The organism is Synechococcus sp. A15-127, assembly GCF_014280215.1.
Classification (GTDB): domain Bacteria; phylum Cyanobacteriota; class Cyanobacteriia; order PCC-6307; family Cyanobiaceae; genus Parasynechococcus.
Genome location: NZ_CP047948.1, coordinates 1,626,339 through 1,638,540, shown reverse-complemented (window position 1 = coordinate 1,638,540; position 12,202 = coordinate 1,626,339). Strand labels below are relative to the sequence as shown.

Below are 12,202 nucleotides of genomic sequence, written 5' to 3'. Positions count from 1 at the left end.
ATGCGCCTCTGGCCGCCGCTTTCTTCAGCTCTCGCAGAGCGGCATCCGTGCCAGCGCTCGTTCAACGGCCATCAGTTCCCGCTCGGTGTCCAGCCAGCTGTCGTTGCCGAGGGGCAGGGTCTGCACCTGTTCAGACAGGCGCAGTCTGAGTTGTTCAAAACGCCGCTGCAGAGTTCGACGGAGCATGGCGGTCAGTCGATGGACGATTGCCACCCTGGCACAGGGGTGGTGCGGTCGTGTCCGTGGCCCTTTGAAACCTTCGCGCCATGCTGCTGAGCCTGATCCCCTGTCTTCTGCTCGGGTTCTGGATCGGAGGACGTCATCCCGATCTCTCGGGTCGCCTGGCGTTGCCTCTGGTGCGTTTCGGTGTGCCGCTCAGCGTGATGGGCCTGTTGCTCAAGGGCGGCTTGAGCGGCCAGATGCTGCAGGCGGCGCTGCTGGCGGCCGCGGCGATCGGGGTGGTGCTCGTGGTCGGCGTCAGGGTCCCGCCGCTGCGTCGCCTGCTGCCCGGTCCCTGCAGCAGGCTCGGAAGTTGCGTCGGCAATACGGCCTATGTCGGCATCCCGCTGGCGCTGGCGTTTCTGCCTGCCTCGGCTCTGCCGATCAGCATCGGCTACGACCTCGGAGCGACGCTGCTCACCTGGAGTGTCGGTCCAATGCTGATCGCGGCGCCTTCTCCCCGAGAGGGCGGCAGGGCGATCAGGCTGCTCATGAGCCTCACCGCCAGCCCGGCGGTGAGGGGGCTAGCCGGAGCTCTGCTCGTTCAATGGACCCCGTGGCGTGCAGGGGTCGCCGAGGCGATGTGGATCCCCTCGCAGGTGGTCATTCTTCTTGCTCTGGCGGTGGTGGGTCTGCGTCTTGGCAGCATCGCCCGTGATCGTCGGGCGCCGGGGCCTCTGGCGGCTTCCGTGGCTCCGGTGCTGCTGGCCAAGCTGATCGGTTACCCGCTGCTGCTGCTGAGCATCGGTCTGCTGCTGCGGCTTGATCCATTGATGATTCAGGCCCTGACCCTTCAGGGTGCTGCTCCGGCGGCCATCTCCCTGCTGTTGATCGCAGAGTCCGCAGGACGGGATCAGGACCTTGCGGCCGGGCTTGTGCTGTGGAGCACGGTCTGTGCTGCGCTGACAGCCCCGATCTGGGGTGTTCTGGTCACCATTCTGTTCAATCAGGCGTGATGATTTGACGTGCGGCAGTGATCAACAAAGTGCCGCTCAAAAATATTTATCTTTCTTCCTGCGTTTTGTTAAGAGCGCGTCCGCGGGGCGGGATTCCACCTTGTGACGGTTGATGGATCGTCGTTACATTGGAGTTGTGGGTTTGTCGGAGGTGTCGATGGGAGAGGTTGATCTCGTTGGGTCCGTTATTCTGGTGTTCTTGATCACAGCCCTGACCGTGATCGGCTACCGCATCAACCAGGTGGTGTGAAGTCCTGTACTTCTGCCTAGGCCCTCTGGATCCTCGGTTGTTGCAGGATTTTCTGTCATTTGATGTGTTGTCAGATACAAGTGATTGAGGAGTGCTGTCTTGCTGCAAGCCTGCGCTGATCGTTGCCGTTGGGCTCATCCTGTGCTCAGCTCCTCAGGTGCACAAGGCAGGTCAATCCACTGGCAGAAACTGTTGCGACATTGCTGACTTCCCGGAACGTTCAGGGAAGAAAACAGCGAAAGGTCAGGTTCACGCGTGATGTCCTGATTCGACGCCGGCTCGGGACCCCATGCATCCATTGCTGCTGGCATCCGGGATGCATGACCAGCAGGTCGCCGTCCGCCAGGACAAGGGTCTCCCTCCGCATGGGGTCCTGTCGATGGCGCAGGCAGAAATCGCGGGTTGCCCCCAGCGACAGTGAGGCGATCGGCCGGGTCTGGTCAATCTCCTGTTCGTCATCGGCATGCCACCCCATGCGGTCCTCACCGTTTCTGTAGAGGTTGAGCAGACATCCGTTGAAGCTTGTTCCGCAGGCTTCGTTCACCTGCTGCCGCAGCAGCTCGAACCAGGTGGGCCAGCCCTCACCGCAGTGGGTCGTGCCGCTGTACCGGTAACGCAGTCCTTCGCTGGCCAGGAACCCCGTCAGGCGAGGCACGGCGTGTTGGCGGCCGTACACCTGGACCACCGGCTGCTGCCATGCCATCTCCTGCGTGATGGTGCGCTGCCAAACGTTGCTCCGCTCTGGCGGCAACCAGCCTTGGTGCAGCGTCCAGGGCTGCCGGCTCGGGCACACAGGCGGCGTCATGCCCGGACTGCTCATGACATCCACCCTGGTTGTCGATGGCGCCAGCCTGAACGATTCAGGACCGTCTCGTGTTGCAGGCACAGCCCCTCATCGCCCTGCTTCCGGGGTTGCCGGCTCCGTGAAGGGGGATGACAGGCCTGGTTGGTCTGCGGCAACCAGCCCATACAGTTCCGTGATGGCGGCACGCATCACCGAAACCGAATTCCTCAAGCGGGCAAAGCAGCGCTTCGGCGATCAGTTCGACTACAGCGAAATGCGCTGGCGCAGCTACAAGAGTCCGGTCAAGATCCGCTGCCGACGCCATCCGGTTCAGCTGATCTGCATCACCCCGGAAAAGCACCTCCAGACACTGGGGGGCTGTCGACATTGCCTGAGGGAACGTCGCATCGCCACGCTTGAGCGGGAACTGAACCGCAAGGCTGCTCCGGAGCGTTCCGAGACCCTAGCCCTTCAGCCTCAGGCGGTCAGACTCACCCGCTGATAACAGAACCAGAGCCACTGCTGAAACAGCAGATTGCGATGCGACCGCCAGAGCGTCTGGGGATGATCCGCATCGAAGTTCTCCGGAGGCGGCACATCGCCCCGAGCCCGGTCTCGTTCCATCTCTCCAAGAATGCGCCCCACGTTGTATTCCGGGTGGCCGAGATGCATCAGCTGTCGCTGATCCGGGGTTTCAAAGATCGTGTATCCAACCCGCTCTCCATGGGAGAGCAGGCGAAGGCGTCCCTGACGCTGGGCTGATTCCATCGCTGCATCGGAGAGGCCGGCATGGCGACTCTGCGGACAGAAGAAGCGATCATCCTGCGTCCCCATCAGCGGATGGCCCGGAACCAGGCTTCGCATCGGGTAGATCCCGAACAGCTTGCGCTCGAAGGGAATCTTGTCGACCCCTGCGAGATAAGCGAGAGCGAATCCCGCCCAGCAGAGTCCCAGGGTGCTGGCACAGCTGCTGTGGGCCTCTCCCACCAGCTCCACCAGCTCGCTCCAGTAGGTCACCTGCTCGAAGGGCAGATGCTCTACCGGTGCCCCGGTGATGATCAGACCATCCAGAGGACCCTGCGCCAGGGCTTCCTCCCATGTGACGTAAAGCTGATCCAGGTGTTCCTGGTCCCAGCTGCGGTAGGCGTGTGAACGCAGACGGATCCAGATCGGTTCGATCTGGAGCACGGAAAGCCCCAGGGGATGCAGCAGGTTGAATTCGTACTGCTTGCCCAGGGGCATGATGTTCAGGATTCCGATCCGCAAAGCCCGGATGTCCTGGCGCTCCGCCTGCTCGGGCTCGATCCAGGAGATCCGGTTGCGTTCCACCGCACCGATCTTGTGATAACTGCGGGGAAGAATCAGTGCCATGGGGCTGTCATCGGCATCTAGCTGAGAACGGCGAGCGCCTGATCGAAGTCGTCCCTGATGTCGTCGATGTGTTCCAGTCCGACGGAGACCCGCACCATGGTTGGAGTCACGCCTGCGGAGGCCTGTTCGGCTTCACTCAGCTGCTGATGGGTGGTGGAGGCCGGATGGATCACCAGGGTCTTGGCATCGCCGACGTTGGCCAGATGGCTCGCCAACTTGAGGCTGTCGATGAAGCGAACGGCATCCTCATAGCCGCCGTTCAGGGAGAACATCAGCATGCAGCCCATGCCCCGCCCGGTGAGATATTCCTTGGCGCGTTCGTGGTATGGGTCCGCGGGCAGGCCGGGATAGCTGACCTGTGCCACCTTCGGATGCTGCTGCAACCAGCTGGCCAGGGCCATGGCGTTCTGCGTGTGGCGTTCCACCCGCAGGCTCAGGGTCTCCAGTCCCTGCAGCAGTAGGAAGCTGTTGAAGGGGCTCAGGGCCGGACCCCAGTCCCGCAGGCTTTCCACGCGGGCACGCAGGGCGAAGGCCACATTGCGGTTATCGGGAACGCCGAGCATCTTGCAGATGTCGCTGCCGAAGCCGAAGGCATCCCAGTGCACCAGGCCGTGATAGGCCGGGCTGGGCTGGCTCATCAGTGGAAACTTGCCGTTGCCCCAGTCGAAGGTGCCGGCATCGACGATCACGCCACCAAGGCTGGTGCCATGGCCTCCGATCCATTTCGTGGCGCTTTCCACCACAACATCGGCGCCATGCTCGATCGGGCGCAGCAGGGCTCCGCAGGCCCCGAGGGTGTTGTCGACAATCAGCGGAATGCCTCGCTCCTTGGCGAGAGCGGAGAGGCCCTTGAAGTCGGGGATGTTGAAGCGGGGATTGCCCATCGCCTCGACATAGATCCCTTTGGTCTTGTCGTCGATCTGTGCGGCGAAGCTCTCCACGTCATCGCCATCGGCGAACCGCACGTCGATGCCCAGGCGGGGAAACTGCACCTTGAACTGGTTGTAGGTGCCCCCGTAGAGGAACGAGGTGGAGACGAAGTTGTCTCCTGCCTGCATGCAGTTGGTGATCGCCAGGAACTGGGCCGACTGCCCCGACGCGGTGGCCACGGCTGCCATGCCGCCCTCCAGTGCAGCCACCCGCTTCTCGAACACGTCTGTGGTGGGATTCATCAGACGGGTGTAGATGTTCCCGAATTCCTTCAGGCCAAACAGATTGGCGCCGTGCTCCGCGTCATTGAACACATAGGAGCTGGTCTGGTAAATCGGCACCGCTCGGGCGTTGGTCGCCGGATCCGGGGATTGGCCGGCATGCAGCTGGAGGGTTTCGAAGTGAGGGGACATCGTGCGTGGGAGGGAGCTTCGTCGCTCCGATCTAGTTGTCCTGTAGCTCGGGTTTGTCGGTCTCGGCCAGAGATGGGAAGGTTCCGCGCAGAAAAGCCTGGATTTCGCTGAGGGCGGTGCTGCGGAACTGCACCGCCGTGTCGGCGGAGAGAACCGGGTAGCGGCGGTCCGCGCCTTCGCCATCGCGCAGGTGACGCCAGCGGTTCGGTTCCTTCTCCTTCAGGGTGTTGAGAGCTGCCTCGAAGTCATAGTCCTTGATGGTTCCCAGTTCCGCTGCCTGCCCGGCCAGGGTCTCGCGCAGCGGGCCCAGCCCCTTGGCCTTGAGGGTGTCCGGCAGACCGAGCACGGGGGCGTAGTGATCGAGCAGGCGCAGTTCGGTCTCCAGCAACAGCGGCCAGGCCCCCTGTTCCTCCTCGGCGATGCTCATCTCCGCTTCAGCGGAGCGCATCGCATCGCGGTGGAAACTCAGCCACTTGTAATAGGTCTTGTCCTGGGTGGGTTTCTTGGCGGCGGCCCTGCCTGAGAGGATGGCGGGCAGGGCATTTTCCGCCTTTCTCAGGAACAGGCGATCCTCCCGCTCCAGATTCATCGCGCCCCAGCGCTGCCGGTACTCCCAGAGCTCGACATAGCGGGAGACATCCTGGGCAGTCCAGCCCAGGGCCTTGAGTTCATCGCCCCGATGAGAGGTTTCCTTGGGCACGCGCTGCTCTTCAAGCTCGTTGCCAGCGTAGGTGGCGATGCTCAATCGGCCGGTAGTGCACTCTGCGGATGTCGGCGCAGGTAGTCCTGCACCGGCACGCGGCGCGATTCGTTGTAACCCACCGGCAACCACAGATCTCCGGCGTCGGCATTGAAGTGGATTTCCCAGTGATACAGGCCTGTGTATGCACGCGGATCCTCGCGGATCAGAGAGGCGTAGAGCAGGACCGCTTTGCCGTAATAGTCGCTGTTGTTGTAGCCCCAGAGGCCGCGACGGATGTCCTTGAGGCCTCCCCGTCTCACCAGATAGCGGGCGGCTGCCTGGATCGCATCATGGGGATCGCGGATGTCCCCAGCGCCGATACCGGGTTCCGCCCAGGTGGTGGGAAGAAACTGCATCGGTCCACGGGCGTTCGCCACCGAAATGCCGTCAATGCGTCCCATGCCCGTTTCCACGAGGTTCACGGCCGCGAGCACCTCCCACTCGATGCCGGTGGCCGCCTCCGCTTTGCGGTAATACGAGATCAGCTGTTCGGCTGGTTCGGGCTGGATGATCCGCCAGGCCGGAAGCGAGGAGGGCCCTCTGCCTCTGCTCATGCTCAGGAATTCCCGCCGTGCCGCCAGATGCCGTTCGGCGATGCTCCGCCAGCGTGCGGGCAGAGCCGCCACAACCCTCTGCGAGCGCGGACGGTCCTTGGACAGCACCCGATAGATGACCTGTTGCTGGTGGCCGAGGTCGGGCAGGGCATCGGCAGGCGTGGCCGGATCCCGCAGAGCCGACTCCACGCTCAGGAGCAGCTCGGCCGCAGCTTGATCATCCGCAGGCACCCGCGGGTAACGACGCTCGGGGGTGGTGGGGGCCGACGCCACGATCGGTTCTGTGGCCGGTGCCGGTGTGGAGGCAGAGGAGTCGCCGGCTCTGTTCTGGTTGCCCAGAGCGGTGATGGTCAGGCCGAGACTGGCTAGCACCACTGGGAGCAGCAGGGCTTGGCGGAGTCGCATGACCGCTTGTGCGTGACGACTGGACCTTACGGCGAAGATCAGGCCTGAAGGAATGTGCTGCGGTCGTGAAAATCGGCCTGGTGCTGCGGATGGCGCAGAGCCCAGTGACTGAGCCCGGCCTCGCCTCGGTCGAGCACGCAGCTCAGGGCCAGGTCAGGACAGATCTGCTCAGGCCACCAGGGAGTCAGTGGAAATCTTGCGTCCAGACGCAACTGATGGTGCCAGCGGCGCAGGCGGATCAGAGGGGCTTCCGCCAGGTCCTGGGGGTGCTGTCCCTGCCGGTAGGCATCGAAGCGGTAAAGGGCCCAGTCGCCGCTCGCCGAGAGATTGATCTCCCAGTAGTCCGGGCATCCCGGGAGAGCCAAGAAGGCTTCGAAACAGGTGGTGGTCCAGAGACCATCACGGCGTTCACCATTCGTCTGCAGTCCGTCGATCAGCCCATCCGGAGTCACGAGATCCGCCAGACCGGAGGAGGAGCTCGTGAGCACGCCATAGCTGAGCTCAAGCCATCCATCCCGGCTCCAGATCATCTCTGCACTCACCTTCAGTCCGGAGGGAAGCCCCCCCTCGAAGGGAACCAGGCGCGAGGCCTGGCGCAGCATCACGGCAGGGCGAGGCATCTCAGTGTCCGTTCCCGATGTCGGCTCCCAGCTTCCGCACCAGGGCCCGGATTGCGTCCATCTGGGCTTCGATGCTGGCCGTCAGACGGAACTGCACGGCGGCTCGGTGCAGGTTGTGATCGGCCCGGTTGGTGCGGAAGTAGACATCCCCCTCCAGATGGTCCGTCAGAAATCGCAGTCCCAGTTCGAGGGGGATCAGACGAATGCAATCCGGAAGGTAGTGAAGATCCCATCTGCTCAGGAAGCCTCTGGCGACAGTCAGGTAGCCGTCGAGGATCGCCTCGCAGAGTCCGAGATCGAAATGCACGGCGTCGAGGTTGGTTTCCTCCTCGCCGACGGGATTGCAGCAGGACCGCAGGCAGTCGCCGATGTCGTAATGGACGAGGCCCGGTTTGACGGTGTCGAGATCGATCAGGCCGACAGCCTTGCCACTGGCCTCATCCATCATCACGTTGTTGATCTTCGGGTCCCCGTGAATCGGACGGTGCCGGAGTTCTCCCCGCTCCAGTGCGGCCTCGAGTACGTCGATGCCCCCGCGGCGTCCGTCCACGAAGGCGATGGCCTGAGCAAGCAGGGATCCTTCGGGGCAGGCCGGCCTGGCCACGGAGTCGAAGTGCTTCAAATACGCCGGTGTGACGTGAAAATTCTCAAGGGTGTCGGCGAGGTGTTCGGCCGGCAGGTCGCTGATCAGGCTGTGAAACATCCCCAGGCCGTAGCCCACCTCTCTTGCCTGACTGCGATCGCGGATCACGTCAGAGGTCGTGGCGGCTCCGATGTAGGTGATCGACCTCCAGAACTGGCCGTCCTGCTCCACCCAGTGGGCGTCCTCCCGGCAGCGAACGACAGTGGGAACCTCCCAGCGGCGTCCGCTCAGCTCCGGAGGAGGGGAGGCCAGCCGACGCTGCACGTGATCGCCCAGGGCCACCAGGTTCCGCATCACCAGATCGGGCCGTTCGAACACCGTGGTGTTGAGGCGTTGCAGGACGAAGGCTCCTCCCTGGGCATTCCCGTCGTGGGTCACCAGAAAGGTCTCGTTGACATTGCCGGAGCCAAGGGCCCTGATCGCGGTGATCCGCTCGCGGGGATGGAAGCGATCGGCGATGGCTTCCACAGCCTCGGTCATCAGCGATCGCAGCACACTCAGATCCGAACCATCGCGCTGTTCCTGGGCGAGTCCGGTCTGTGGTGTGCAGAAAAGCAGCCGACTCAGATTTCGAGCTGGCTCTCGATCACGTCCATGAGCTGCAGATAGGCGGGGAGGCCGGCGTTCGCCTCCTCCAGGGTGACCTCGCCGCGCATGGCGCGTCGCGCGTTATCTGCGATCACGGCGTTGACGACCAGATCCATGGCTTCGGGAACCTCGAGGTTCTGGAGCGCCTCGGCGTAGCGACGGGCGTGGGTGGGACGGACCGACTCCTGGCAGTAGTTCGACAGTTCGCGGCTTTCTGTCATCACCCGGTAAGCGGTCTCCTTGACGGCCGGACGGCCGTAGACGGCCATGTAAAGCAGGTTCACCATCGACGCGTCATGGATGGGGATGGCGTACTGCCGAGCGATCAGGGGCCAGTAGCGGAGAGATTTCAGACCTTCCAGGGCGCCCTTTCGAAGCCCGGCCTGCTCGCACCAGGCCTCCAGCTCCTCCATGGAGGCGGGGCAGCGCCCCGATTCCCGCATTTTGTCCGCCAGGACCTGACCAGCCTGGAAGTTGCGGGTGGGGCTGCCGGAAACCGGCAGCATCATGCTGCCGCGGACATCAGCCACCATCGCGGTCAGCTGGGAGAAGGTGTGATCGCGCACCTTCTCGAAGTCACCGTCGCGCACCAGGGTGGCTTCAATGCGGGGAACGGCGTAGCCGAGTTCCGTGAGCGGAATCGGCTGACGGTGGTAGAGCTTCTGTCGATCGGTGCGGGCCATGGAGACCGTGGCGGCCTGATCCAGACACTGATCAAGGAGCAGGGTCAGCAGAGTCGGCAACACGCCGGGGTTGTCCTGGTGGTAGGCGTAGCCGAAACCGGCGAACACCGAAGCCATGTTCTTGGCGGCCTTGATGTACTGGCCTTCCACGTTGTGAACGCCCGCCGCAACCTGGATGTTCGGGGAGAGGCGATCCAGCAGTTGCGCCCCCAGCATCGCCGTCAGCGCATTGGGATGGCAGAAGTTGGCGGTGAAGCTGTCGAAGGGGTTGCGCAGGGCTCCATGGCGGTGGAAGCCTGAGAAAAAGGCAAGGTTCGGCTGCTTCTCACACAGCACATAGGCTGTGTTGGAAATCGGGTCGTGGTTGAAGGATCCCGCCAGACAGGCCAGCACCACCTGGTCGCGCCCCAGCTCATCCCGCAGCCGGCAGGCTTCCTGCAGGTCCTCTTCAACGTGGTTGCTGTTGGCACTGAGCACCACCAGTTCGCAGCGTTGAATCAGATCCCGGAGGGTGTTCGGCACCTGATCGCCACCCTGTGAGCTGGTGCCCATGCCGATCACCGTTTCCACGTGACCGGTGTCCATGCTGTCGATGGCGTCCTGGCTGAAGGCCCCGAGCAGGTCCCGTCCCGGGCGGGCTGCCAGCATCAGCCGCCCGGCCTCGTTCTGCATCGCGCAGTTGTAAGCCAGCGAGGCTGGGTACAGGCCGACGCTGTAGAAGCCCACCTTGGCTGAATCGAGCTCCAGCACCCGCCGCCGGATCGACGCCGCGTCGACACTGCAATCGAAGAACGAGTTCTGCATGGGGAGAGCCTACGGAGCCCACCTCTGCTGAGACTGTCGTTGTGCTGCTTCCCATCCATGTCCCTGACCCTCTACGGCGCTCCCCGCACACGCGTTTCGATGCCGCGCTGGTATCTGGAGGAAAAGGGCATTGCCCATGAGCTGGTGATGCTGGATCTTGCGGCCCAGGACCATCGTCAGCCCTCCTACCGGGCGATCAATCCCTTCGGCAAGCTGCCTGCTCTGGTGGACGACGGCTTCCAGGCGCCCGACGGTGGGCCTTTGAAGCTGTTTGAGTCGGGGGCGATCCTGCAGCATCTGGAGGATCACCACAGCGGCGAGGATCGCACCGCTGCTGAACGCAGCCTGACCAGCCAGTGGCTGCTGTTCGCCAACGCCACGCTGGCGATCGCCCTTTTCGTGCCCAGCAACCGGGAGCGGGAGTTCCCTCGCCTGATGGAGGAACTGAACCGTCAGCTGGGTTCCGGCGGGCCTCTGGTGGGGAACCGATGGGGGGCAGCGGACTGTGCGGTGTCCGCTTACCTGGCCTATCTGCCGATTTTCTTCCCTCAGGAGGATCTGACGCCGTATCCGGCTGTTCAGGAGCTGATCACAGCGACGCAGCATCGACCGGCCTATCGACGGGTGATGGGGCTCGACTAGATCTCGCTCGTCCGGGAAAGAGCGCGGGGGATCGTCTGTGCATCCGTCAGCCCGGCTTCAGCGCACCAGTGTCGGAAGAGCGGAGCGATGTCGTTGTGGTTGTAGTCGGTGAAGGGCAGCATTCGGCTGCGTCGCACCAGCTGGCCGCTGCTCAGCGGCTCCAGGATGAACGGCTGGACGCTGCCATGACTTGCGCGTGCTCACGCGCCAAGGCTGTTCACCGCAGATCGATCTGTCCGCGTGCTGGATCACCTCGTGCTGTTCCGAGGCGCCAGTCCGTCTCCGGCCAGCAGTCCTTGCTGCCAGCGCGCGGTCTGCCGGAGCAGCACGGCTGAGATCAGTGCCATGAGCAAGCCAATCGAGCTGAACTGGCTGATGCCGATCACGGCCGCTGAACTCCACAGAACTCCCCAGAGCCAAGGACGCAGGGCCCGGATGCGGCGAAGCGCCGTTGAGCAGCTGCGGCAATTCACCGTATGGCTCTGATAGCGATCCATCAGCGCTGCGGCCTCAAGACGCGGCGGCAGAGGTTGCCCGATGAAGGGTCCGCCGCCATTGCCGTTCAGCCAGCGATGCAGCGCCGTGACGTAAACATCGGCGCTGGTCGGCAGGAAGAAGGCCCGTTCCGCTCCCGCGCTGCCGCCGGCCTGCTCCAGTACGCGCTCCTGCCAGTGCAGAAAGATCTGGTCGTCTTCGAGAACCTTGTGGTTGCCGATGTGCTGCAGCCAGCGAGGACGCAATCCGATCAGCAGCCGCGGGACCGCTGACTGGAACTGAAAGGGGAAGCGGGCGAACAGGCGGCATTCCCCCCGGCGGATCGGCACGGCGTAGACCACCGTGAGGATGCGTGCGAATCCCTTCGCGGTCAGGTCGTGCCACATCAGTTGTGGAGCATCGAACCTGGTGGCCTGGGAACCGAGCGATCCCTTGCGTGGCCCCTCCTCCCAGAAGGCCTCGAACCCGTCCTCGCCTTCGCGGGTGATCAGCGCCTGAACCGGGGAAGCATTGTCCCTTTTTCCCACTGTCTTGTGGTGGGTGAAGGGCACATGGCTCACATCCAGAACGTTCTCCAGCAGCGTCACCGCATCCATCGGCAGGTCGCGAAAGGTGTCCTGAACGGTCCAGCTGTCCGGGTTCTCCTCCAGAACCGGCACCAATGGCAGATGTTCCTGGTCTGCGGATTCGGGCGCACCCGTCCAGACGAACAGCAATCCCTGGCCCGTGGCCGTGGGCAAGCTGGCGCAGCTTGAGCGTCGCCCTTCCGGGCGGGTGCTCTCCTCAGCCTGCGGGATGTGGCGGCACTGTCCATCTCCGTCAAAACTCCAGCCGTGGTACGGGCATTCCAACTGCCCATCCGCATTGATCCTGCCCTCGCTGAGCGGCACGAGCCGATGCGGGCAGACGTCGGGAAAGACACGCCAGCGATCTCCGGAGCTGTCCCACCAGATCACCAGGTCGCGTTCCAGCAGGGTGAACCGACTGGGCTTCGCCGGATCGAGGTCCTGCAGGTAGGCGACGGGCCACCACTGCTCGGTCCAGGTGGGATGCATGACGTGCCTTGGGACGGGGGCCATGATCGCCAGGTTTTCGGCCCGCCG

General features: G+C 63.7%; 15 protein-coding genes. 4 read left to right on the top strand and 11 right to left on the bottom strand.

Going from position 1 to position 12,202, the window contains the following annotated elements; translation table 11 throughout:
- Positions 1 to 24: 24 nt before the first annotated feature.
- Positions 25 to 186, bottom strand: a complete 162-nt coding sequence (locus SynA15127_RS08635) for a hypothetical protein (protein WP_173402123.1) — start codon at positions 184 to 186, stop codon at positions 25 to 27.
- An 80-nt stretch (positions 187 to 266) separates the two neighbouring features.
- Here SynA15127_RS08635 and SynA15127_RS08630 point away from each other — a divergent pair, with 80 nt between their 5' ends.
- On the top strand, positions 267 to 1,175 hold the full coding sequence (locus tag SynA15127_RS08630) for an AEC family transporter (RefSeq protein WP_186483711.1): 909 nt from the start codon (positions 267 to 269) through the stop codon (positions 1,173 to 1,175).
- A 112-nt stretch (positions 1,176 to 1,287) separates the two neighbouring features.
- Positions 1,288 to 1,425 (top strand): hypothetical protein, encoded by a 138-nt coding sequence (locus SynA15127_RS08625; RefSeq protein WP_186483710.1) that lies wholly within the window; start codon positions 1,288 to 1,290, stop codon positions 1,423 to 1,425.
- 220 nt (positions 1,426 to 1,645) lie between these two features.
- Here SynA15127_RS08625 and SynA15127_RS08620 read toward each other — a convergent pair whose 3' ends face one another.
- On the bottom strand, positions 1,646 to 2,230 hold the full coding sequence (locus SynA15127_RS08620) for an alpha-ketoglutarate-dependent dioxygenase AlkB (RefSeq protein WP_186483709.1): 585 nt from the start codon (positions 2,228 to 2,230) through the stop codon (positions 1,646 to 1,648).
- 175 nt (positions 2,231 to 2,405) lie between these two features.
- On the opposite strand from SynA15127_RS08620, the gene SynA15127_RS08615 reads away from it, so the two are divergent.
- The gene (locus SynA15127_RS08615) at positions 2,406 to 2,711 is read left to right on the top strand and encodes a hypothetical protein (RefSeq protein ID WP_186485661.1); all 306 of its coding nucleotides are present in this window, start codon (positions 2,406 to 2,408) and stop codon (positions 2,709 to 2,711) included.
- Here SynA15127_RS08615 and SynA15127_RS08610 read toward each other — a convergent pair.
- The 7 genes from SynA15127_RS08610 to SynA15127_RS08580 form a co-directional block, all read right to left on the bottom strand.
- Complete coding sequence (locus SynA15127_RS08610; RefSeq protein ID WP_186483708.1) at positions 2,687 to 3,580, bottom strand: homoserine O-succinyltransferase; 894 nt, start codon at positions 3,578 to 3,580, stop codon at positions 2,687 to 2,689. The two genes, SynA15127_RS08615 and SynA15127_RS08610, sit on opposite strands and share 25 nt — an antisense overlap.
- 17 nt (positions 3,581 to 3,597) lie before the next feature.
- Positions 3,598 to 4,923 (bottom strand): O-acetylhomoserine aminocarboxypropyltransferase/cysteine synthase family protein, encoded by a 1,326-nt coding sequence (locus tag SynA15127_RS08605; protein ID WP_186483707.1) that lies wholly within the window; start codon positions 4,921 to 4,923, stop codon positions 3,598 to 3,600.
- Between the two features lie 31 nt (positions 4,924 to 4,954).
- On the bottom strand, positions 4,955 to 5,623 hold the full coding sequence (locus SynA15127_RS08600) for a hypothetical protein (RefSeq protein ID WP_186485660.1): 669 nt from the start codon (positions 5,621 to 5,623) through the stop codon (positions 4,955 to 4,957).
- A gap of 41 nt (positions 5,624 to 5,664) precedes the next feature.
- On the bottom strand, positions 5,665 to 6,624 hold the full coding sequence (locus SynA15127_RS08595) for a transglycosylase SLT domain-containing protein (RefSeq protein ID WP_186483706.1): 960 nt from the start codon (positions 6,622 to 6,624) through the stop codon (positions 5,665 to 5,667).
- A gap of 38 nt (positions 6,625 to 6,662) precedes the next feature.
- Positions 6,663 to 7,244, bottom strand: a complete 582-nt coding sequence (locus SynA15127_RS08590; RefSeq protein ID WP_186483705.1) for a DOMON-like domain-containing protein — start codon at positions 7,242 to 7,244, stop codon at positions 6,663 to 6,665.
- A gap of 1 nt (position 7,245) precedes the next feature.
- Complete coding sequence (locus SynA15127_RS08585; RefSeq protein ID WP_186483704.1) at positions 7,246 to 8,367, bottom strand: phosphotransferase enzyme family protein; 1,122 nt, start codon at positions 8,365 to 8,367, stop codon at positions 7,246 to 7,248.
- An 83-nt stretch (positions 8,368 to 8,450) separates the two neighbouring features.
- Positions 8,451 to 9,962 (bottom strand): hypothetical protein, encoded by a 1,512-nt coding sequence (locus SynA15127_RS08580; protein ID WP_186483703.1) that lies wholly within the window; start codon positions 9,960 to 9,962, stop codon positions 8,451 to 8,453.
- 57 nt (positions 9,963 to 10,019) lie between these two features.
- Here SynA15127_RS08580 and SynA15127_RS08575 point away from each other — a divergent pair, with 57 nt between their 5' ends.
- On the top strand, positions 10,020 to 10,604 hold the full coding sequence (locus SynA15127_RS08575; protein WP_186483702.1) for a glutathione S-transferase family protein: 585 nt from the start codon (positions 10,020 to 10,022) through the stop codon (positions 10,602 to 10,604).
- Here SynA15127_RS08575 and SynA15127_RS08570 read toward each other — a convergent pair.
- Positions 10,601 to 10,741 carry a hypothetical protein gene (locus SynA15127_RS08570; RefSeq protein WP_186483701.1) on the bottom strand — a complete coding sequence of 47 codons (141 nt, stop codon included), beginning with the start codon at positions 10,739 to 10,741 and terminating at the stop codon, positions 10,601 to 10,603. The two genes, SynA15127_RS08575 and SynA15127_RS08570, sit on opposite strands and share 4 nt — an antisense overlap.
- Positions 10,742 to 10,852: 111 nt before the next feature.
- Positions 10,853 to 12,154 carry a Rieske 2Fe-2S domain-containing protein gene (locus SynA15127_RS08565; RefSeq protein ID WP_186483700.1) on the bottom strand — a complete coding sequence of 434 codons (1,302 nt, stop codon included), beginning with the start codon at positions 12,152 to 12,154 and terminating at the stop codon, positions 10,853 to 10,855.
- Positions 12,155 to 12,202: the final 48 nt, after the last annotated feature.